Here is a 23,256-nt window from a genome sequence, read left to right as displayed (position 1 = left end):
CAATAGGCAAATTTTAATGGTCAAGAATTGATGCCAAGTCTGAGCAGCGACCTCCGCGTTTTCCTCTGCGCGCTTTGCGGTAAAAGGCGTTTTTCTCTGCGCACTTTGTGGTAAAAAAGGTTCATTCTTTAAGGCACCTTGGTCTTTGATATTACTGCCACTTCTTCTGAAAAGCTCATACACCTTTTAACTGCGCTCTCTGCGAAACCTCTGCGACCTCAGTGGTTAAATTTTTACAAAAAAATCCCTCCAGCTTTCACCAAAGGGATTCATATATATTAAAATCAGCTCTTATCAGTCAGCCAAATACTTTATCACTGGAGTGTAATCCATGTCAAACGCTTCTGCTACTGCCTGATATACAATATCACCATTGATAATATTCAAACCTGGAACCAAATCAGGATTATCCTGAGCAGCTTTTTTCCAGCCCTTATCAGCCAATTGCATAGCGTAAGGAAGAGTTGCATTTGTCAATGCCAAAGTAGAAGTGTATGGTACAGCACCTGGCATGTTTGCCACGCAATAGTGAACCACATCGTCGATCACGAAAGTTGGGTCCTGGTGCGTAGTCGGCTTACAAGTCTCGATACATCCTCCTTGATCTACTGCCACATCCACTAACACAGTGCCAGGAAGCATATCCTTCAACATATCACGGGTGATCAAGTGAGGAGCTTTTGCACCTGGAATCAATACAGCACCAATAATCAAGTCATGATTCTGGATCAATTTTCTAATGTTGAATTCATTAGACATCATGGTATTCACGTTGGCAGGCATTACATCAGCTAAGTAGCGCAAACGCTGCAAGTTAAGGTCCATAATAGTAACATCTGCACCAAGTCCCGCTGCCATCCATGCAGCCTGTGTACCTACAATACCACCGCCGAGGATCAATACTTTAGCAGGAAGTACACCCGGTACTCCACCTAGAAGAATTCCTCTTCCACCAAGAGGCTTCTCCAGATAATTCGCTCCTTTTTGAACGGCCATTCTACCGGCTACCTCAGACATAGGAACCAAAAGTGGAAGGCTTTTATCCGGCTTTTCTACAGTTTCGTAAGCAAGACAAACAGACTTACTAGCTACCATCGCCTTAGTCAATGGCTCATAGGAAGCAAAGTGAAAATAAGTAAACAACAATTGATCTTCTTTGATCAGTGGGTATTCAGCTTCTATTGGCTCTTTTACCTTCATAATCATCTCAGCGATCTCGTATGTCGCTTCAATAGTAGGAAGAATAGTAGCACCAGCTTCTACATACATCTCATCTGGGAAGCCACTTCCTTCACCAGCGGTGTGCTGAACGTAAACAGAATGACCTCTTTTTACCAATTCTTGTGCACCGGCAGGAGTAAGAGCTACCCGGTTTTCGTTGTTTTTGATTTCCTTAGGAACACCTATAATCATGACTTCAAATTTTGGATTTAAATAAACTTGCCCACAAATATAGTAAGTGAAAAGCTACCGATTTACACAGTAAAGAATAGTATTTGGTATGCTTTCGAAAATAAATTGATTTCGAAATTATATTCCGATAATACCCAAAAACATTTAGCAAATTTTAAAAAAGGAAAATTAAGCATTTAAAATTTTGAAGTGGTTTTTTAGCTAAATGCTTGGTTTATAGTCTACAGGGTTTTTGAATTCCCTGCTACTATTAATGGAGAATATTTGTTTTTCAAAATTAAATTCTGTTTTGAATCTTATTAATGACCTCGGTCAAAATTTTTGATTGAAAATTTATATTGTTGAAATTTGCATAGAAGGGGGATTTGGCTATTTTTGAATGATTCAAAAAATCAGCTAAGTAAAACCCAAATAACTTTAGTAAATTAACCTCTATGTCAGAAGTTCAATCAGTTCCAAAAAACCTGAATTCTCCGAATCTTTCCAAAGAAGCTATACTTGAAGATTTTCGAATTGCCATGATCAGTAGGCATGCTTCGTTGGTGGGTAGGAAAGAGGTTTTTATGGGAAAAGCGAAGTTTGGAATTTTTGGAGATGGTAAGGAACTAGCGCAGATCGCTATGGCCAGAGCCTTTCAGATTGGAGATTTTCGCTCAGGGTACTACAGAGACCAGACTTTTATGCTGGCTATCGGTGAATTGACAGTTCAACAATATTTTTCTCAGTTATACGCCCATACCAATGTAGAGGAAGAGCCTGCCAGTGCAGGGCGCCTGATGAATGGGCACTTCGCTACAAGATCCATTAATGAGGATGGAACTTGGAAGGATCTGACCAAAATGTATAATTCTGCTGCTGATATTTCACCCACAGCTGCTCAAATGCCTAAGCTTCTTGGCTTAGCGTATGCTTCCAAGCTTTACAGAGAAAATAAAGGGCTGAAGGATATGACTAAGTTCTCAGTAAACGGTAATGAAGTTGCCTGGGGGACCATAGGAAATGCATCCACATCGGAAGGAATGTTTTTCGAAACTATCAATGCTGCAGGGGTAATGCAGGTACCAATGGTAATATCCATTTGGGATGATGGCTATGGAATATCTGTTCCAAATGAGTTTCATACAACCAAAGGAAGTATTTCGGAGGTTTTGGAAGGTTTTGGAAGAACGGATTCCGAAAAAGGAATTGAAATCATCAGAGTGAATGGCTGGGATTACGAGGCATTACTGAATGCTTATGTGGAAGCAGGAGAGCTGGCTAGAACCTCTCATGTGCCAGTATTGATACATGTGCTTGAAATGACCCAGCCGCAAGGCCATTCTACTTCGGGATCTCATGAACGATACAAAGACAAAAAGCGTCTTCAGTGGGAGAAAGACTGGGATTGTATTTCCAAATTCAGAGAATATATCCTAAGCAATCAAATTGCCAATGCAGATACTCTAGACAAAATAGAGGCTGGGGCCAAAGCTCAGGTGAAGCAGGAAAAAGAGGCTGCTTGGTCTAATTTTTCCAGTGAAATCAAAAAGGAATTAAATGAAGTTGTCACGCTTTTAAGGGAGGCAGCACAGCATAGCACGAGAAAAGTTATAATCAATCAAATCGCTGAGGAACTCTCCAAGACTATTAATCCAATAAGAAAGGATGTAGTAATGGCAGTCCGTAAGGCACTTTTGACCTTGAGATTGGATAGCCCGGCTGTTAAAGCTGATTTGAAAAACTGGTTTTCAAAACAGGCAGATTTAAATTTCGATAGATACAATTCACATCTGTATAGCCAATCAAAATGGAGTGTATTGAATGTGGAGGAAGTACCTGCCCAATTCAATGATACGTCTTCATTCGTAGATGGGAGAGAAGTACTACAGTCTTATTTTGACCTTACCCTCGAAAAAGACCCGCGTTTCTTTACCTTCGGTGAGGATGTGGGTAAGATAGGAGATGTTAACCAAGCCTTTGCAGGCTTACAAGCAAAGCATGGGGAGCTACGTGTTGCCGATACAGGAATCAGGGAATGTACGATTATAGGGCAGGGGATAGGGACAGCATTGCGCGGTTTGAGACCATTAGCGGAAATCCAATACTTGGATTACCTACTCTATGGACTTCAAATGCTTTCGGACGATGTTGCCTGTTTAAACTACCGTACTAAAGGAGGGCAGAAAGTTCCAATGATCGTGCGTACGCGTGGACATAGATTAGAAGGTGTCTGGCATTCAGGCTCACCTATGGGAATGATACTTTCCTCCTTGCGTGGAATGGTAGTTTGTGTTCCTAGAGATATGACTCAAGCTGCCGGCATGTATAATGCATTACTTAAGTCTGATGAACCTGCAATTGTCATAGAATGCTTGAATGGTTATCGACTGAAAGAAAGAATGCCGGTTAATTTGGGCGAATACACAGTAGCTTTAGGTAAGCCTGAAGTTCTAAGAGAAGGAACAGAAGTAACCATTGTTACATATGGTTCCATGTGTAGAATAGTGATGGAAGCCGCTAATGATTTGGCAGAAATGGGCATTGAGATAGAAGTGCTTGATGTTCAGACGCTTTTGCCATTTGACGTGCACGGAATCATCGGTGAATCAATCAAAAAAACTAACAGAGTGATTTTTGCTGATGAAGATGTGCCAGGAGGCGGTTCTGCTTTTATGCTACAGCAAGTAATTGAAGGTCAGGAAGTTTTTAAATTCCTGGATTCCGAACCTCAAACTCTCACTGCTAAAGCCCATAGGCCAGCTTATTCTTCGGATGGTGATTATTTCTCCAAGCCTAGCGTGGAAGATGTAGTAGAGAAGGTGTATGCTATGATGAGTGAAGTAAATCCTAAGAAATATCCAGCAATCTGAAAAGTTGATTATATATCATAAAAAAAGCCCTTCTGAAGGGCTTTTTTTTATTGTCTTGTGATTTGTGAAAGTGTTACTTCAGGGCTAAAAACCTCATTGCTTCTATTAAGTGCTCTGTCCTGAATTTCTACGGCAATTTGAATGGTATCCCTTCTGAAGATAGGTTCCCAACCAGAGGATAGCATTCCGTAACTAATATTTCCTTCTACAGCCTGTCCCACATCTGAAGTTAAAATTCTAGGGAAACGCCCATTAAATGTAGTGTAGTATGGAGGATCCTGCCATCTAAACTCTGTGAATTGCCCGTTTCTTTTGATATAGAACTTGACAAATATATTATACTGATTAGGATTCTGCTTTACCCAAATCGTGTCTTTAACCACTTGATTATTGACGATAGGATCTACTAACCAATCGATAGGGTTATAAGACGGAGCATCTGAAGGTCTGTTGCTATAAGTAATCAACTCACCATTTGAATCCCTTTGGAAGTCCACATCTTGAAATGGCGGATCATCATCGGTAGATGATAAGCCTAAATCTCCCTCTGCGTCCTGAAAATCTATCCCAATTATAAGTGAATCAGCACCGTTGGTAGGGACGTATTCAAGTGATTCAAAGGTGATTTTGGGAACAGAAGGGAAATTATCCGGGGGGTTAATACAGGCACTTGCGAGTAGTAACAAAAAGAATATTCCTAAATAGCTTTTTAAACGCATAAGGCGAAAGTAAATTTACCAGCAAATTAAACCAATACTTTGGTTGATTGATGCAAAATATAAAACGATGCAGGACTTTAAAAGTTTTTCAAACAGGGTAAGTAATTTGAGTTCGGATGAATTCGAAAATCTTGCCCTGGAACTTTTTCATTTCCAGTCACAGGCAAATCCAATTTACAGGAAATATCTAGCTGCTCGTAATCTAAATACGGAAAAGGTGAAATCCTTGGATCAAATTCCTTTTTTACCTATCCGCTTTTTCAAGGATCATCAGGTAATATCGGGAGACACAAGCGATTTTTCTGAGTTTTTCTCCAGCAGCGGCACTACCGGAATGATTACAAGCAAACATTTCATTTGGTCTGAGCAATGGTATTTGGAACATGCTCAGCGTATTTTTGAAAATGAGTTTGGATCACTGAAGGGCTTTCATGTCCTGGCGCTTTTGCCTGCTTATTTGGAGAGAAAGGGAAGTAGTCTAGTCAGTATGGCTGATCATTTTATTAAAGTGAGCAATTCTGAGGATTCTGGTTTTTACCTCTATAATCAGGATGAGCTTATCGAAAAAATGGAATCGCTGGCCGAGGATAATAAAAAGGTGCTGCTGTTAGGAGTTACATTTGCCTTATTGGATTTAGCAGAATCAGGGAAAAGAATCAGTGCCCCTTCGAATCTAATTGTGATGGAAACAGGAGGAATGAAGGGACGGAGAAAGGAGATGATCCGGGAAGAGGTTCATGATATTTTGAAACCATATTTCGGGGTGGAATCTATCTATTCTGAATACGGGATGACTGAATTGATGTCTCAGGCATATTCAAAAGGCCAGGGAAAATATACGCTACCTGATTCTATGCGCGTTATGCTAAGAGATGTGAATGATCCGCTATCTATCACTCAGAGAAGCCAAGGCGGAATCAATGTAATCGATTTGGCAAATTTTCATTCCTGTGCATTTATTGAAACGCAGGATTTGGGGAGAATCGATGAAAATGGGATGCTGGAAGTGTTGGGGAGATTTGACAATAGCGAAATCAGAGGCTGTAATCTCTTGGTTCAGTAATTGCTATCTTAATATTAATTGAACATATTTGAAAAGAATAATAACTTACATATGAAAAAATTAGCCACAGCAGCATTATTAATTGGGATTTTAGCTTTGGGAGCATGTGCCTCCAGTAAGCCATGTCCAGCTTACGCAAAAGCGACCACTACTCAGGACGCCAATAGCTAAAAAAAAATACGCTGACTTAATAGTCAGCGTATTTTTTTATGTCTTCAAGGCTAATTTCTGGCTCTCCTAGGATTACCAGCCTCTCTACTACATTTCTCAGTTCCCGGATATTTCCAGTCCATGGATACTCCTGCAGTTTTGCCAGAGCGGCTTTACTGATACTTTTTGGTGCATCGCCATTTTCCTGTGAGATATCATCCAAAAACTTATTTACCAGTAAAGGAATATCTTCTTTTCTGTCTTTCAAAGCAGGAACCTGAATTAGAATCACACTCAATCTGTGGTACAAGTCTTCTCGGAATCTATTCTCTTCAATCTCTTTCTTCAGGTCCTTATTCGTAGCTGCCAGTACCCGAACATCCACTTTAATGTCTTTGTCTGACCCTACTCGGTTAATTAGGTTTTCCTGTAGTGCCCTTAATACTTTTGACTGGGCAGAAAGAGACATGTCACCGATTTCATCCAGAAATAAGGTGCCTCCCTGAGCTTGTTCAAACTTTCCCTGACGCTGCTTATGAGCTGAAGTAAAAGCTCCTTTTTCGTGACCAAATAGTTCACTTTCAATTAGTTCTGACGGTATTGCCGCGCAGTTCACCGCAACAAAAGGTTGAGAGGATCTATTGCTTTTGGCATGTACCCAATGCGCAACAAGTTCTTTACCAGTACCGTTTGGACCTGTGATGAGCACTCGGGCATCAGTAGGAGCCACTTTCTCTATGGTATCCTTCACCTTATGAATAGCTGCTGATTCCCCAACCATATCCAGTTTCTTGGATAGTTTTTTCTTGAGGACCTTGGTCTCAGTTACAAGATTCTTTTTATCCAGTGCATTGCGTACAGTCAGCAAAAGACGATTCAGATCCGGAGGTTTTGGGATAAAATCGAAAGCTCCTTTTTTGGTAGCCTCCACAGCAGTCTCAATACTACCGTGAGCAGAAATCATAATGAACTGAGGAGATTTTTCCAGTTCCTTGGCTTTTTCCAATACCTCTATGCCGTCCATTTTAGGCATTTTTACATCACAGAGAACCAGATCGTAATCATCTTCCTGCAATTTTATCAATCCCTCTTCTCCATTTTGGGCTTCTGTAACGGTGTATTTCTCGTACTCTAAAATTTCTCGGAGCGTAGCGCGGATGACTTTCTCGTCATCAATGATCAGTATTTTCGACATAGTTTAAATATAATATGATTATCCGCAATGATGCCAGTCACCTCAAATTCTTTGCTTATCTGGTCGGAAGACCGATGACCGAAGACTCCCGTACTGGCGGGACAGGCTGAAGCGGCCTCAATTCTTAAGTTGAATATCCTACATTGCTTTTGCCACCTTACTGGAAGTAAAGCGGATATAAATAAAATAAAAAAGTGCAAGTCTATAAGCCGGGTTCTGTTTCCTCATCTGTTTCCAGAATCAGTTTCTTGTCATTTATCTAGCCCCGACTTCACAATCGGGGTCCATCGATCTACCCATTCCGCATAAAAGCGAGCAACTTTTCTCGGAACTGAATCCGACGCGGAACCTATTTGATCTTTCAACCCATAAGGTTTGCCGTGCCCCTGACATCACTGCCAGAGCGGTGGGCTCTTACCCCACCTTTTCACCCTTACCCTTCGACAAGCTCAGGGCGGTATATTCTCTGTTGCACTAGCTGTAAACTGACCGTCACCAGTCAGCCCCCTTCCCGTTAGGAAGTATGGCGCTCTATGTTGCCCGGACTTTCCTCCTCCTCACTATTACCATGAGACAGCGACAAGACGACTTGCACGATGCAAAGTACGTTAATTTCTAGCTATCGGTTTTGGAAAATGTGTAGGAGGTTAGGAAGTAGGAGGAAGGAGGTTAATTATCTGAAACTTAAATTGTGAATAGTTTGCTGGACATTTAAGCCTCTAGGTTTATCTAAACCATAAATCTATTTCCAAATGAATAAAAATAACCAAAGAAAGTTCAGAAGATTGATTCGATTGATCAATTGGTATCCACCGTATTTCTTTTCAGGGATTAAAGTGATTGACTACGCGGATGATTTTTCCAGTTTCCGTACTCGACTCAAACTCACTTGGTACAATAGAAATTTGATTGGAACTGCCTTTGGAGGATCTCTTTATTCCATGTGCGATCCATTTTTTATGTTCATCCTTATCACCCAGCTCAGTGATGAATATATCGTATGGGATAAGACGGCACATATTGATTTTGTGAAACCTGGAAAAGGAACTGTTTATGCTGAATTTAAGCTTTCGCCGGATCAGATTTCCGAGATAAAAGATGCTGTGGATCGGGATGGAAAAGGAGTGTTCGAATTTCCCTGTGAGGTAAAGGATAAGGCAGGTAATCTCATTGCCAAATTGCAGAAAGGGGTTTATGTGCGAAGAAAAGACTTTGTAAAGCCGAAAGCCTAGCATTCGATTGCTTACCTTTGCGAGCTAACAAATAAGACCATGATTATAGTAGGGGACACCGTACTTTCGGACGATATTAAGGAGAATTTTTTTGTCTGTGACCTAGAAGCATGCAAGGGTGCTTGCTGCGTAGAAGGTGATGCAGGCGCTCCTTTGGAAGATGAGGAAACCAAAATCATCGAGGACATTTACCCAATTGTCAAAGATTACATCACTGAGGAAGGTCGTCAGGCGATTGCAAAGCAAGGTACTTGGGTAATTGATAAGGACGGTGACAAAGGAACTCCTACCATAGGTGATAATAGGGAATGTGCCTATGCCTTATACGATGATAGAGGTATTTTAAAATGCGGAATAGAGCAGGCATACCTTGATGGTAAAATCACTTGGAAGAAACCGATCAGCTGTCACATGTACCCAATTCGTATTACAAAATACGATCAGTTCGATGCCTTGAATTACGATCGTTGGCATATCTGCGATCCAGCTTGTCAGTTAGGATCCTCCTTGAAAGTTCCGATTTACAAATTCCTAAAAGACGCGCTTACCCGCAAATACGGGGAGGCTTGGTATGCGGAGTTGGTGGAGGAGATTGAGGGATAATGATTTAAGATTTAAGAGTTGAGATTTTTAAAACCGCTATTGATTCTTTTGCTATTTTCTATGTTATTGGGATCATGTGCCAAGGAATATAGGAAAGTTGATGGTTTAATAATTGACGTTAAAGCTGTAAATGGGCCGAAAGGAATTGGGTTTCGAACTGTCTATAAATTTCAATATTTCGATTCCTTGCAATTGGATACAATAGAGGTCATGGATAAAAGAGTATCTTTTTCCTGGTGATTCTATTCAAATTGAAATGGATCCCTTGGATAAACTCGATCACAGAATCCTCAAAATACTATATCGGGCACCTAGATAGTAAGAACAATTAGGGTGTTTTTATTGGTGGAGGTAAAGGAGGACCGGAGTTCTTGTTCTTTACCCTTGAAGGCAATTTATCCACATCATTTTCCTCAAATATAGATAGTGGTCTTGCTCTCTTATCTATTATTTCCCCCTCTTTGGCAAAAAGGAAATAGTGGGGGAATTCCCCTTCCCAGTCAAACAACAAAGCGAACTGCTTCTGTAATATGGGGCCTGCCTCACCCACCACCAAAAAGCAGTTTTCCTTTTTTAAATTGTATCTCTCTACAACATTGAGCCATTTTGTTTTATCATTTTCAAAAAACAACCAAATAGGTCGTACTTTTTTCGAATTGTCTAAATGTGCTGTTTTTGCATAGACAGACATCTCTTCCAGGCAGGGCTTGCACCAGGATCCTGAAAAATCAAGTAATAAATAAGACTGCGCTGTAGTATTAAACAGCTCGTCAAAAGCAAGCTCCTTGTCATTCACATCAAACAAGCGGGCGTCTCTAATTTCATTGTTTATGTAGCCCGATTTTATAATTCCACGATTGGGATCCTGATACAGCTGAAGTGCATATTCCTTATAAGGAGGGTAGGTTAGTTTGTCAATAAGTCCTAGTTTTTGTTCTTCACTTAACATTCCGTCATTAAAAAGACTGAGCTGTACATATTGCTTAACGGTATCATTACTGCTATTGAATCTTTCAAGAATAGCTTGCGCATCGAGCCCCATTTCTTTGAAAAAGTAATAGACAGATCCATAGGAGCCCAAAGTAACGGGGTCATCATAATGCCCTTCCTGTAAACTGGCATATTCAAGCATATTTCTCTCACTAGTTTCAATGGCTCTTCTTATTGATTCGTCTCTGCTGTTGGCATAAAGAAATGAAAGCCTGTATGCTAATCGAGCTAAAACTTCGTTAACACTATATTTTTTTACCGTTTCAAAAGTAGAACTGTCACGTTTCAGAATGGGGTGCTCTTTGTAAATCAGTGCCGTACAACTGTCAGCCATGCTCCTGAGGCTTTCTCTAGAGGTGAATTCAGCTATTTGGTCCGCCGTTTTCAGATCTTTGAGAGAATTGGTAATACTGTAGAAATATTTATCGAACAAAAGACTAGATGGTCCCTTCCATATAAAAAAAACATTTCCATGATTAATGTTGATGCTATCCTTATATCGCTCCTTTGTGAACAACAAGACTTCAAAGTCCATGTTTAGGCTGTCTCCAGGCTCCATATGAAATATAGATTGCCCCAAGGTCAAATAAGTCGGCTTTTCGATACTGGTTTTTATTACGGTTTTTAGGTTCGTTGAAGTATCTGAAATAAATGGAGGTGGTAGGAGATAAAGCGGACTAAACGCTAAGGGATTACGCAAGCCAAGAGACGAAAAGTACTTCTTATCCGCATTCTTTTTGAAATTCAGTACAATTGTGGTGTTATAGATTTGCTCCTTTCCTTCTGAAAGCTCTCCGATATTCTGCGAAAAACATGAAACAGACAAAATAAAAAGGACTGCAAGTATGGGTAGCGTTTTACAAAAATCAGGTAGCATATTTTTTGGGTTAAAGTGATTGCACGTATGGTTAATAAAAATGTAGTTAAAATAAATTCTTAATCATTCTAAGGATTTTATTCGGTTAGAAAAAATATTTTATGATTTTTTAGTATTCTTAGTTCAGAGATAACCCGTTGATGCATAGAAGGGTCAGTAACAAATTCCTGCTGTGGGCAAGAAAAATAATGAATTCACACAATTCTGCCAGGAGCCAAGTTTTATTATGTATCATCTCAAATCCGTTGGCTGATCTAAGTCGAGGGAATTTTATTCAGTTGGATAGATCGGTACTCCAAATTGATTAAAGATGACATGAATTGGAATATCCTTTATTATAAGTTAAGTTATTTTATTGGTGGAGGTAAAGGAGGTCCAGAGTTCTTGTTCTTTACCCTTGAAGGCAAATTATCCACATCATTTTCTTCAAATAGGGATAGGGGTCTCGCTCTCTTTTCTATTATTTCCCCTTCTTTTGCAAAAAGAAAATAGTGGGGAAATTCCCCTTCCCAATCAAACAACAAAGCGAACTGCTTCTGTAATATGGGGCCTGCCTCACCCACCACTAAAAAGCAGTTTTCCTTTTTTAAATTGTATCTCTCTATAATATTGAGCCATTTTGTTTTATCATTTTCAAAAAACAACCAAATAGGTCGTACTTTTTTAGAGTTGTCCAAATGTCTTGTTTTTGCATAGACAGACATTTCTTCCAGGCAGGGCTTGCACCAGGATCCTGAAAAGTCAAATAATAGATAGGGCTGGGCTGTCTTCTTAAACAGCTCGTCAAATGCAAGTTCTTTGTCATTCACATCAAACAAACGGGCGCCTCTAATTTCATTGTTTATATAGCCCGATTTTATAATTCCACGATTGGGGTTCTGATAAAGCTGAAGTGCATATTCCTTGAAAGCAGGATAGGTTAGTTTGTTAATAAGCCCTAGTTCTTGTTCTTCACTTAACAATCCGTCATAAAAAAGATTGAGCTGTATATACTGCTTAAGCGTATCATTACTGTCATTGAACCTTTCAAGAATAGCTTGCGCATCGAGCCCCATTTCTTTGTAAAAGTAAAAGATAGATCGGTAGGTACCCAAAGTCCTAGGATCATCATAATCCCCTTCTTGTAAACTGGCATATTCAAGCATATTTCTCTCACTAGTTTCAATGGCACTTTTTATTGATTCGTCTCTGGTGTTGGCATAAAGAAGGGCAAGCCTATACGCTAATCGTGCGAGAAGATCGTGAATACTATATTTTTTTACCGTTTCAAAAGTAGAACTGTCACGTTTCAGAATGGGGTGCTCTTTGTAAATCAGCGCCGTACAACTGTCAGCCATGCTCCTGAGACTTTCTCTAGAGGTGAGTTCAGCTATTTGGTCCGCCGTTTTCAAATCTTTGAGAGAATTGGTAATACTGGTTAAATATTTATGAAACAAAAGACTAGAGCCTCCTTTCCATATAAAAAAGACATTTCCATGGTTAATTGTGATGGTATCCTTATGTGCCGTTTTTGTATTCAGTAGAACTTCAAAGTCCATGTTTAAGCTGTCTCCAGGCTCCATATGAAATATAGAAAAACCCAAGGTCAAATAAGTCGGCTTATCTATAGTGGTTTTTATTATGGTTTTTAGGTTCGTTGAAGTATCTAGAGCAAAAGGAGGAGGTGGGAGATAAAGCGGACTAAAATATAATGGATTACGCAAGCCAAGAGATGAAAAATACTTCTTGTCCGCATTCTTTTTGAAATTTAGTACAATTGTGGTGTTATAGATTTGCTCCTTTCCTTCTGAAAGCTCTCCGATATTCTGTGAATAACATGAAACAGACAAAATAAAAAGGATTGCAAGTATGGAAAGCGTTTTACAAAAATCAGGTAGCATATTTTTTGGGTTAAAGTGGTTACACGTATGGTTAGTAAAAAATTAGTTAAAATAAATTCTTAATCATTTTAAGAATTTTATTATACTAATAAAAATATTTTATGATTTTTTAGTATTCTTAGTTCAAGGGTAACCCATTGGATTATAGAGAAATTAACGGCAAAATCATAACACCAAAAAAGTTGCCTGGACCTAATAGATTAAAAAAGTAATACCTGCTTTGGGTAGACCAGATTCCCTTTTATTATCAGAGCGGGAATAGTTATCTCTTGATTTAAAAGTATACCGACTTTATCCCCAGAGAAGACCCTAATTAAAAACTCTTTTTAAGTAATTCCACTTTCACTAGCTGTTCAATCGGATAAACGGGAGTGCCAAATTGATTGAAAATGGCAACATCGGCAGCATCACGGCCTAACCCAAGAACTACATAACCTCCAGTATTACCTACCTGCGTCGCATCAAAAGTGTACCAACGGTTACCAATAAATGCTTCAAACCAAGCATGCATATCCATTGGCTTCAAGTCGTGTAGATAGCCTACTACTATTCGTGCGGGTATACTCAAACTTCTGCATAACGCAATTCCCAAATGTGCTAGGTCTGTGCATACGCCAAACTTTCTATTATTTACCTGAATGGCAGATAGGGGCTGATTATTGCTTCCAGGAATATAGCTGATGTTGTCCCGAAGCCAGTTGGTAATTGCCGCTACTTGATTGTAACCCAATAATTGACCTTGGGTGATTTCCATGCTCATCTCATTGAAAAAATCTGACTCACAGTATCGACTGGGTAATAAATAGCTTAAAACGGAGTCAGGTAAACTTTGGATTTCTACAAAAGGAGCATCAAATCCCTGGTCTATGTAATCAGAAGTAATTACCTCAGCGGAGGTGTCTATTGCGAACATGCCTGGAGGCGCAATCAAACGTTGACAAAGGTTACCATACCCATCTGTAAATTCAAAAACAGGGATACTTGGAGTTAATTTAAATTCCTCCTTTTCTACCCATTGTTGACTTCCGCTTCGTGGTCTGAGCATCAGTATGAATGGGGTAGGCTCAGCAATCTCAAACTTTAGACTACAGCTAGTGCGTAAGTGCATAAATCAAATTATTAATAACCAGAATAAATTGTCTTTCTGTGCCTTTTTTAGAGGAACAGGTGAAATGAATAGGCTGGATTTTCATTTAGCGAAAAGTGAAGCCTATCTCAAGTGATGGTTATTTCTTGGGCTGTTATTGCTGTAACTTATCTTAATATAAGCAGTTTTTACTCGTAAGCTAGTTTATATATCTTATCATCAAATCCGCAGATATACAACTCCTCATTCTGGTCTACTCCAAAAGCGGAAATAGGGAAGTCAGCATTGAGCAACTCGGTGTTGACTGGGCTGGAAGGGACGCTGACATCCAAACTCCAAATTCTACCAGAAACATAATCAGCATATACATACAATCCTTCCAATTCCTTGATAGATGAACCATGGTACACAAAGCCACCTGTGATGGAAATATCTCCCTTGCTGTGATCATATTCCCAAACCGGCAACTCGAGTCCAGCCCTATCACAATCTGAAGGTTTGAAGCAATGCACACCTTCCATGGTATTCCATCCGTAATTCCCACCTTTTTTGACTATATCAATTTCCTCGTATTTGTTCTGCCCTACATCACCTACCCAAAGCTGACCAGTAGCTGAGTCAAAGCTAAATCTCCAAGGATTTCTAAGACCATAAGCATAAATTTCTTGCCGGAATCCCTCAGTATTATTTGCGAATGGATTGTCAGCAGGGATAGAGTAATTGCTAGATCCGTTTGTTTGATTCACATCTATTCTCAGAATACTACCCAGCAGCGTTGTTAGATTCTGTCCATTTCCTTGGGGATCTCCACCACTTCCTCCATCACCTGCTGCTATGTAAAGAAAACCATCTGGGCCAAAGGAAACTTGCCCTCCATTGTGATTAGAGTAGGGCTGAGCGTATTCTAGCAATACGAATTCACTGGAAGCATCTGCCTGATTTGGGTTTGAGGGTGAAACTGTAAATCTGGAGATCACTGTGCGGTTTGGGTTTTCTGCAGTATAATTTACGTAGAAATAGCCATTGCTTTTGAAATTTGGGTGAAATGCCAAGCCTAGAAGGCCTTCCTCATTTCCAGAGTCGTCCACACGACTCTCAATGTTTAGAAATTCCGATTTACTAGAAGCTGCTGCATCATTTTCGAAAACAGAAATAACTCCTCTCTGTTCCACCACAAATAGTCTATTCGAATTGTCTCCCGCATGCTGGAAATCTACCGGCCTGGTGAAAGTCAGATTAGGGAAGGCTTCTTGTACCGTCAGCTTAGCTTCGGAGCTAGGGCCGCTTGATTGACTTTCCTGAGAACAGGCAGTAGTATACGATAGGACTAATATTAAAAAGGTGTTCAGATAGGTTTTCATACTAAGTTAGGTCTATGGTTATAGCTTGCTTTGTTCTTATTACGCAAAATAATTGGTTTTGAATGACTTGGTCTTTTTAGGATGTAGATTTGCCAGACTTTTGCAACTCATTTTTTCTCCTCTTAAGATGCTGAGACCCCATTCCATATGGATTTTCAGTGAACTTATTAAAAGTTGTTTTACGGGAATTCATCGTGTTTTTATTTTGGCAGAGAAGGGTTTGTATATAAATGCTAGCTCCTTGAAATACTAAAGGGGTACTTTCCACTTTCCGATTTTATAAATAGCTCGTGCAATAGTGGCAACTACTAGTCTGATTTAAAGATGAGCGGAGGTAAAAACAATAGAAACTTTTGTAAAACCTAAATTCATGAATGGATTTTTGCATTGAATTGTCCATGCGTGTAAGTTTATGATTGCTTCACTTATTTTTTCAATATATTGAGTCAAATAATAAACCTTAAAAACCGAATACAATGAGTAAAGAATCATCTAGAAGAACTTTCATCAAAAAATCTGCAATCGCGGGGACAGCAGCAATGGTATTACCTACCATTATCCCGGCATCAGCTTTTGGCGCGAATGACAGAATAAATGCTGCAGTACTGGGAATCAATGGCAGAGGCAAAAGCCACATTCAAGGCTTTATGGCTCAAAAAGATGTGGAAGTCACCACCCTGTGTGATCCAGATATGAACCTTCTGACTCCTGCTCAGAAAGCGTTCAAGGAAAAATACAGTAAGGATGTAGCAATTGAACAAGACCTGAGAAAGGTTTTTGACAACAAGGATATCGATGTAGTCAGCTTGGCCACACCTAATCACTGGCATGCTTTGGCTACTATTTGGGCATGTCAAGCAGGCAAAGACGTTTATGTAGAGAAACCAGGCTCGCATAATATTTCTGAAGGACGTAGAATGATAGAAGCGGCCGAAAAATATGACCGAATCGTGCAACATGGAGTTCAGCTACGAAGCTCTCCGGCTGTGCAGGAAGCCATTCAGTTGATGCGTGATGGCTACATTGGTCGAGTGTATATGGCTCGGGGTCTAGTGTTTAGAATGCGTGGAGATATAGGGATTAAAGGACCTTCTCCTGTACCAGCTGGATTGGATTATGACTTATGGACTGGCCCGGCACCAAAGGCTCCTTTTACGCATGATCTGGTGCATTACAATTGGCACTGGCATTTTGATTATGGAAATGGAGATGTAGGCAACCAGGGTATCCACGAAACAGACCTATGCATGTGGGGGCTTGATGTAGGTTTTCCTACGAAGATCACCTCTATGGGAGGCAAATACCTGTGGAAGGACAGTAAGGAAACTCCGGAAGTTTTGACTTCTATCTATAACTATCCTGATGAGGATAAAATTATCCAGTTTGAAGTTCGCCCTTGGTACACCAATGCTGAGGACGGAGCCACCGTAGGTAATATATTCTACGGGGACAAAGGCTATTTGGTCGTAGATGGCTATGATAAGTACAAAACCTTCTTGGGCAATGATCGCACGCCAGGCAAATCCGGAGATGATGGGGGAGCTGCTGCGTCCGGAATGGACAGAGGAGCAGGAGGAACTGATGTTCACTTTTCCAACTTCATTGAGGCTGTTCGCAAGCATGATAAATCTATCCTAAATGGTCCGGTGGAAACCGCTCACTTATCTTCTGGCTTGGCACACTTAGGGAATATTTCTTACAGACTGGGAAGAGTGTTGGACTTTGATCCTAAATCCGAGAAGTTTGTCAACGATCCTGAAGCCGATGCGATGCTGACCCGTGAGTACAGACCTGGTTTTGAGGTACCTGCTAAAGTCTAGATTTCTAATTATCAGCTAATAAAAAACCCTGTCAGAGATTATTCTGACAGGGTTTCTTTTTGAATAGGTATTGAATTGCTATTTCACTTGACTTTCGGTATTGAGGAGTAAATTTAATCCAGCTTCTCTACCCTCGTAGGCGTGTCTTCTCCGCTGATAATGCTTTGACTGCTCAGCGCAATGGCTTTAATTACCTCGGTCATATTTTCCATATCCAGTGTCTCGAACTCATCACTTGCTTTGTGGTAATTAGGCTCATTGTTTGGTGCTTCTTCCATTTTGGAGGTGGAGATCGTATGCGCTGGAACACCTAAAGCAGCTAAGGTTCTGTTATCAGATCTGTAAAATAAGTTTTGCTTAGGATAAGGATCTGGTTCGAAATGGAATTTAGAACCTTCCAGATTCTTCTGAAGTATCTCGCCCATAGAACTCTTTTCAAAACCAGTGATATAAGCAGAATTTGGTCCCCACTTACTGTCTGTGCCTATCATCTCGATATTGAACATAGCGACCACTTTATCTGGATCAAGCTGCTGGCTGAAGTAAGTACTTCCAAATCCACCAGACTCTTCTGCGGTGAAGGCTACAAAAATTAAGGTTCGCTCGTTGTCTTTAATTTTATTGAAGTATTTCCCTAGCATCATAACAGCTGTAGTTCCTGCCGCATCGTCATTTGCCCCGTTGTAGATACTGTCCTGATTTGCGTCTGGTTTTCCTATTCCAAGGTGATCGTAATGTGCTCCAAATACAACATATTCATCCTTTAAAGATTTGCCAGGTATCACACCGACGACGTTCTTAAGCTCCTGCTCAGTAATTTTATTGGTGATCTTAAGTGATACAGACCTTGGGTCAAGTGTTTCTGTCATCACGAAAACCTGGGAATGTGCACTAGGGAATTTTGCCCTGCCTGCTATTCTTCCTAATCGAGCGTAGTTACTGGAATGCGAAGGATCTATTAGGACCAAGGCGTTCTTTTCACCTCTCAAAACAGGAAATACCAACTGATTGAAATCGGCATCTTTTGGTACTTTAACCACTTCTATGTCTGACAGAGAATTGATTTCTATAGTTGCAGACGTACTATTGACTACCAAATTGCTAGGACTCAAAGCTTCTTTGTCTAGCGTTCCACTCACCTCAGCTGGGGTGGCTTGAATCATAGAAAAGCGCTGTAAATAGGATTTGTTATCACCGAAATACCCTAAGCCGCTTGCTTCAAACTCGGAGGCTATGAAATTCGCAGCCTTTTCCAATCCTGGAGAATAAATTCCTCTTCCTTCCATCTCATCCGAAGAAAGAATTTTTTCTACGCGTGCTACTTCTGATACTGAAATGATGGAGCCGATTTTCGGCGTACAGGAATTAAGACCTATGCAAATAATGAGGACAGCAAAGAGTGTTTTTTTCATGGGGTAAAAGCTTAATTCTGAAATATAGAATAGCGTAAAGATTGTCTCTTTTTGCCAATAATAGGCATGGTTATTATAAAAGAGCAGCCTACGTTTTGTTAAATGGTCACAACATTAGGGGTTTTGTGATAGTAGCAGCTTCAATTCCGAAGTTGTTTTAATCGGTCTCTCGCATTTTGATTTTCAGGATATAATTCAAGGGATTTTTCAAAATTTTCAATTGCCTTTTCATTTTCCCCAACAAACAAATAGGCTTCACCTAAACTGTCAAAAAGGTTGGCAGATTCTGGATACAAATAAGTCGCTAATAGGAAAATGTTTATTCCTTTTCTCGATGTCTCAGGGTTGAATAGAAGTTGTAATCCTAGATTGTTTAAGTTTCCTTCCGGTAATTTCAATTCAGTATAATCATTCAAGGTTAATTGGTACAAGTCAATCAGATTTTGATAATTCTTGGCTGAAGCTAATTCATTGAAATCCTGAAAAGAGAGAGTTTGCCGCTCCGCTTGCTTGGATCTATAGCTTACTAACTCTTCTTGTATATTATTTTCAGAAGGCGTGTTATTTATGAATATCAAAGCTTGATCATCACCCTTTAAATAGGCGTCTAAAAACCGTAAAGTGTAATGGGAAACCCATTTGTAGGATTCCATGATTTCGGGATCACTTTTGTCTTGTCTCTTATCTCGAGGTTGGAATAAGACCCCTAAGGTGCTAAAATAGGAATGCGAGAGGTTGTGGAATTTCAGGCTATAGGCATTGCTTTTAATCAGATCATCATAAAATTCAAACTTGTTATTTAAGCTTGAATCTATTTTTTCAGCCAGTAAAACTTCATCAGGTATGTTTTTCTGGGCAAAATGAATAAAGGGAACATCCACGTTTTCAAGATTGAAAAATGGCGATTGCTTTAAGGTTTCATATTGATACTTGATGCTGCCATCTAGGCTTACTAAAGCCTTGATTTGCTCATTTCTCATTTGAGCAAGTACATTGGACAAGCCACCATAGCTAAATCCTATAGTGGCAATTTGGTCGAGATTCGCAGCGGGAACTTTTGCTACTTCAGCAAGTAGAAACTCGATATCCCGTGCTTGCGCTTCCATATCTTTCCCCGTCCCACCATCTAAAAATCTATTTTCTGCTCCCCGACTTGGACTAGAAATCACGATATAACCATGGCTTGCCAAATATTCGCAAAGCGCAAAGTTCTCAATTGAAGATGCCTGATAGCTTGGCGCGTAGATTAGCACAGGGAAAGCTCCATTTGCTGAGGATAAGACAGAATGGGCAGTAGTTACTTCTTGGAGGTGAGCTCGATTTTCAGGAGTGTTGGGGTAGTAAAACCAGTTTAGGATTTGCTCATCTGGGAGGTATTCCCATTCCTCTTCTTCCTTTAGAACTTGCATGTAATCTAAAACTGTCAACGCTTCGGTTTCGGTAGGATGATCTGTGGAAGGATACCAAATGCTTACAGGGATCGGCCTAGGGATACTTCTGTTGTTCCAATCGTAAATTCTCTGGTAAGTTCGAGTGCTGTCAGCGGTAATATAGTGCCGGAATCCCACCCTAAAGGCTCCATTTTCCAAATCAATTTCATCCAATGAAGTTTGCCCGAAACTGAGAGAGCCTTTAAAAATTAGTAAAAGAATGACTGTGTTCCATTTCATGGAGAAGTTATTAGAATTACATCTTAGGATTCAAAGTTGGCTATAATATACAAATTTGAATTTCTATGGCTTATGTGAAGGGAAGGTATAGCGATGTAGAATAGCTAGGAAAAGTAATCCAGAGAAGTGAGATTATTTGCTCCCTTAAAGAATCCCGGCAAGCTCAAGTGCACATCCCCAAGCTACAGTAAAGCCAGCACCACCATGACCATAATTGTGAAATACATTAGGGTAGTTGGTGTCAAACTCAAAGCGAACAGCACTTCTTCTTGGGCGTAAGCCTACAATAACTTCTAATATCTCCGGACTCTGGGAAATACCTGATTCTGTTAGTCTATGTAAGATCAAATCGGTATCTGCAGGATCGATTGACTCATTCCAATCATTCTCATAATCTGTTCCGCCAATTACAGAATCCTCAGATCTATTAATGATATAGCTGAGTGCGCCTCTTTTGGTGGGATTGGCAAAGGAAGGAACATTCATCTTCTTACATCGAAGGATTTGTCCTCGCATGGGATGCAGATCTGTATCATTGCAGAGTGATTTTGCTCCCAAACCCGTGCAGTTGATCACCAAGGCATCCAGATCAGCCATTTCCTCCAACGAAGTAACTTCCCGATTTTCAAAAGAACCTCCATTGGCAATGAAACGCTCGAAAAGATGTGGCAAATAAAGTTGGGGTTCTGCCAAAGGGACTTCAGAAATAAATGCCATCTGCATTCCTTTTGGTAATTCCTCAGGTCTTGCTTTTCGGACTTTCCCGGCTGGAAGTTGCCTTGTCCAGTCAATATTACTTTCTGGTGTGTAAGCTGTGAGAAAAGGAATAAAAGCTACTCCATTTCCTTCCTGGATTTCACTTTTATAGCGCTCATAGGCTAAAGTCGCCCAATGGTTTGTCTTTTCTTTGGGATGGATTTCAAAAGGAAACCAGATTGCACCGACTTTGCTGGAAAGAGTTATATCAAATCGCTCTTTGGCGACAAGCCGAACCTGAAAACCTGCTTCCTGAAGTGAAATAGCAGAGGTTAAACCCACTATTCCAGAGCCAACCACAGTGACTGATTTCATTAATAGCTTATTTTTTGATGGCAGGGAAAGTTCCGTTGGGTTGGATTAGCAGCATTTGTGATGTGTTATCCTTTTTTTCAAACCTAACTTTATATCCTGTCAAGCCCTTTACCATAAATTCATTTTCTCCGGTGGGAGTGAGTGTATATTCTGGTTGCCCAGGCACGAATAAGGTCAACTTATCCTTCTTCATAAAAACTTTCAAGTCAGTTCCTCCCAACGCATAGGTTCCCACATAAGACTCCAGCGTTTCAGTGGATACATTTGCTTCTGCTGGTGTACGCTTGAAAGTCAGGGGATCCAGTGTCGGCTCTAATTTCAAACTGGCAGCTTCAATATCTCCCAGATCGCTGGTTCGAAAATTGAAATTGAGGCCTCCACCTGAAGTCGTATCTACCTTATTGTCTTTGACCGTCAATGCCTCGAAAATATCGTAGTGAAGATGATTTAGATAAACTCTTTCTCGAACAAACTGAGCCCAAAGTGAATCATTTTTGTATTCAATAGTAAAAGTGCCATACCCTGGATGATTGTATTTTCCTGTGTATTCAACCAGGGTATGAGATGGAGCGGTATTGGGTACAGTGCTGGACTTTTTCTCTGCTTTTGCTTTCTCCTGTTGTTCTTTGATCTTATTTATTTTTTCCGAGTAATAGCTTACCCAGTCAGTTTTTTCCAATCCTAAAATTTCATCAGCAAGAGCATCTCGTACTAGCCCTGGCAAAGCAGATCCATTTTGATTAGTCAGGACTACGATGCCTAAGCTGTCAGTTGGGAAAAATGCCACATTGGCAGAAAAGCCATCGATGTTTCCTCCGTGTTCAAGCCTATAGTGACCTTTGTAAGAAGAATTGAACCAGGCATAGCCGTAACTGTTCAGGTGCTGATCTGGGAATTTCTTATCGGCAATCCCACCACCGACTAGCATCAGGGGATTAACGGCTTTCGCTACATAGGCCTCTGGGAGCACTTGAGTGTCACCTAGTTTGCCTTTGTTTAGCCAAATCTTCAACCAATTCGACATCTCTTTAACACTACTATTGATACTTCCGGCTGGGCTGATGGCTGCTATATCGTAGTAAGGCATGGCTTTGTTTGTAGTGAAGTCTTCCAAACTGTAGCCTTTGGAGATATTAGGTTGAGCCACCATTTCGCTTATGCTCACATTGGATCTAGTCATGTTAAGTGGCTTGAAAAATCGCTCTCTGATATTGTCTTCCCAGCTTTTGCCAGTTAGCTTTTCCGTGATTAGGCCTTGTGCCAAATACATGAAGTTGTTATAGTACCATTGCTTGCGAATTCCAGTGAATGGTTCCTGATATTTTACTCTAGCCAAAAGACTGTCTTTGTCTGCGGTTGGAAATAAATACCATGAAAGATCATGCCGAGGTAGACCAGTTCGGTGGCTGATCATGTCCAAAATAGTGACTTGGTTATTTAATTCTTCGTTGTAGAATTCCAGTTCTGGCAAATATTTCTTAGGACTGTCGGTGAATTTCAATCCTTTTTCTTCCTCCATTATTCCTAAAAGCGCAACGGTAAATGCTTTGGATGAGGAGCCAATAGCATAAAGCGTGTTTTCATCCGCTTCGATCTTGTTTTCCAGATCCCGATATCCAAAACCTTTAGAATAAATCACCTGATCACCTTGGACCACAGCTACGGAAAAGCCAACTGTTTGAGTAGCTTCCTGAAGTGCTTTTAGCTTGGTGTCAATTGTTGTGGTGTTTAGCTTTGTCTGCGCATAAGTCAGTGAACCCGTGATAAAAAAAAGTATCGCAATTAGTGTGCTTCGCATGATTACTTGAATAAAGGTGGTTTTACAACCTTAAACTCAAGATTTTTTCCCTTAAAATCTAAGTAT

At 40.2% G+C, this 23,256-nt stretch carries 16 protein-coding genes and 1 other RNA gene; 5 read left to right on the top strand and 12 right to left on the bottom strand.

The annotated features are described in order from the left end of the window. Positions 1 to 294: 294 nt before the first annotated feature. Positions 295 to 1,413, bottom strand: a complete 1,119-nt coding sequence (ald, locus tag QOL76_RS20795; protein ID WP_283414888.1) for an alanine dehydrogenase — start codon at positions 1,411 to 1,413, stop codon at positions 295 to 297. 434 nt (positions 1,414 to 1,847) lie between these two features. Between ald and QOL76_RS20790 the strand changes: the two genes are divergently transcribed. Next, positions 1,848 to 4,262 (top strand): alpha-ketoacid dehydrogenase subunit alpha/beta, encoded by a 2,415-nt coding sequence (locus QOL76_RS20790; protein WP_283414887.1) that lies wholly within the window; start codon positions 1,848 to 1,850, stop codon positions 4,260 to 4,262. Between the two features lie 47 nt (positions 4,263 to 4,309). On the opposite strand, the gene QOL76_RS20785 is transcribed toward QOL76_RS20790, so the two are convergent. Continuing rightward, positions 4,310 to 4,981 (bottom strand): hypothetical protein, encoded by a 672-nt coding sequence (locus QOL76_RS20785; RefSeq protein ID WP_283414886.1) that lies wholly within the window; start codon positions 4,979 to 4,981, stop codon positions 4,310 to 4,312. Positions 4,982 to 5,048: 67 nt separating this feature from the next. Here QOL76_RS20785 and QOL76_RS20780 point away from each other — a divergent pair, with 67 nt between their 5' ends. Further along, positions 5,049 to 6,044, top strand: a complete 996-nt coding sequence (locus QOL76_RS20780) for an acyl-CoA synthetase family protein (protein WP_283414885.1) — start codon at positions 5,049 to 5,051, stop codon at positions 6,042 to 6,044. Between the two features lie 187 nt (positions 6,045 to 6,231). On the opposite strand, the gene QOL76_RS20775 is transcribed toward QOL76_RS20780, so the two are convergent. Then, positions 6,232 to 7,389, bottom strand: a complete 1,158-nt coding sequence (locus tag QOL76_RS20775) for a sigma-54-dependent transcriptional regulator (protein ID WP_283414884.1) — start codon at positions 7,387 to 7,389, stop codon at positions 6,232 to 6,234. Between the two features lie 189 nt (positions 7,390 to 7,578). Next, positions 7,579 to 7,985, bottom strand: an RNA gene (gene rnpB, locus QOL76_RS20770) — RNase P RNA component class A. Positions 7,986 to 8,141: 156 nt separating this feature from the next. On the opposite strand from rnpB, the gene QOL76_RS20765 reads away from it, so the two are divergent. Both QOL76_RS20765 and QOL76_RS20760 read left to right on the top strand, forming a co-directional pair. After that, positions 8,142 to 8,621 carry a DUF4442 domain-containing protein gene (locus tag QOL76_RS20765; protein ID WP_283414883.1) on the top strand — a complete coding sequence of 160 codons (480 nt, stop codon included), beginning with the start codon at positions 8,142 to 8,144 and terminating at the stop codon, positions 8,619 to 8,621. Between the two features lie 39 nt (positions 8,622 to 8,660). Continuing rightward, positions 8,661 to 9,224, top strand: coding sequence for a DUF3109 family protein (locus QOL76_RS20760; protein ID WP_283414882.1), 564 nt, complete (start codon positions 8,661 to 8,663; stop codon positions 9,222 to 9,224). A gap of 328 nt (positions 9,225 to 9,552) precedes the next feature. Here the strand turns inward: QOL76_RS20760 and QOL76_RS20755 are convergent, their stop codons facing one another. The 4 genes from QOL76_RS20755 to QOL76_RS20740 all read right to left on the bottom strand — a co-directional run bounded on the left by QOL76_RS20755 (position 9,553) and on the right by QOL76_RS20740 (position 15,419). Then, positions 9,553 to 11,091 (bottom strand): TlpA family protein disulfide reductase, encoded by a 1,539-nt coding sequence (locus QOL76_RS20755; protein ID WP_283414881.1) that lies wholly within the window; start codon positions 11,089 to 11,091, stop codon positions 9,553 to 9,555. A 347-nt stretch (positions 11,092 to 11,438) separates the two neighbouring features. After that, positions 11,439 to 12,971 (bottom strand): TlpA family protein disulfide reductase, encoded by a 1,533-nt coding sequence (locus QOL76_RS20750; RefSeq protein WP_283414880.1) that lies wholly within the window; start codon positions 12,969 to 12,971, stop codon positions 11,439 to 11,441. Positions 12,972 to 13,284: 313 nt separating this feature from the next. After that, positions 13,285 to 14,079, bottom strand: a complete 795-nt coding sequence (locus QOL76_RS20745) for a transglutaminase-like domain-containing protein (protein ID WP_283414879.1) — start codon at positions 14,077 to 14,079, stop codon at positions 13,285 to 13,287. A 167-nt stretch (positions 14,080 to 14,246) separates the two neighbouring features. After that, complete coding sequence (locus QOL76_RS20740; RefSeq protein WP_283414878.1) at positions 14,247 to 15,419, bottom strand: PQQ-dependent sugar dehydrogenase; 1,173 nt, start codon at positions 15,417 to 15,419, stop codon at positions 14,247 to 14,249. Between the two features lie 476 nt (positions 15,420 to 15,895). On the opposite strand from QOL76_RS20740, the gene QOL76_RS20735 reads away from it, so the two are divergent. Next, positions 15,896 to 17,239 (top strand): Gfo/Idh/MocA family protein, encoded by a 1,344-nt coding sequence (locus QOL76_RS20735; protein WP_283414877.1) that lies wholly within the window; start codon positions 15,896 to 15,898, stop codon positions 17,237 to 17,239. Positions 17,240 to 17,352: 113 nt separating this feature from the next. Here the strand turns inward: QOL76_RS20735 and QOL76_RS20730 are convergent, their stop codons facing one another. The 4 genes from QOL76_RS20730 to QOL76_RS20715 all read right to left on the bottom strand — a co-directional run bounded on the left by QOL76_RS20730 (position 17,353) and on the right by QOL76_RS20715 (position 23,190). Continuing rightward, complete coding sequence (locus tag QOL76_RS20730; RefSeq protein WP_283414876.1) at positions 17,353 to 18,651, bottom strand: M28 family peptidase; 1,299 nt, start codon at positions 18,649 to 18,651, stop codon at positions 17,353 to 17,355. Positions 18,652 to 18,791: 140 nt separating this feature from the next. Continuing rightward, positions 18,792 to 20,321 carry a CocE/NonD family hydrolase gene (locus tag QOL76_RS20725; protein ID WP_283414875.1) on the bottom strand — a complete coding sequence of 510 codons (1,530 nt, stop codon included), beginning with the start codon at positions 20,319 to 20,321 and terminating at the stop codon, positions 18,792 to 18,794. 144 nt (positions 20,322 to 20,465) lie between these two features. Further along, entirely contained in the window at positions 20,466 to 21,392 is a 927-nt protein-coding gene (locus QOL76_RS20720) for an FAD-dependent oxidoreductase (RefSeq protein WP_283414874.1), read from the bottom strand. 7 nt (positions 21,393 to 21,399) lie between these two features. Continuing rightward, the gene (locus QOL76_RS20715; RefSeq protein WP_283414873.1) at positions 21,400 to 23,190 is read right to left on the bottom strand and encodes a serine hydrolase; all 1,791 of its coding nucleotides are present in this window, start codon (positions 23,188 to 23,190) and stop codon (positions 21,400 to 21,402) included. Positions 23,191 to 23,256 lie beyond the last annotated feature (66 nt).

The organism is Algoriphagus winogradskyi (assembly GCF_900182815.1).
In the GTDB taxonomy this organism is placed as follows: Bacteria; Bacteroidota; Bacteroidia; order Cytophagales; family Cyclobacteriaceae; genus Algoriphagus; species Algoriphagus winogradskyi.
The sequence above is the reverse complement of the archived record's forward strand: the minus strand, read 5'-3'. Positions and strand labels throughout refer to the sequence as shown.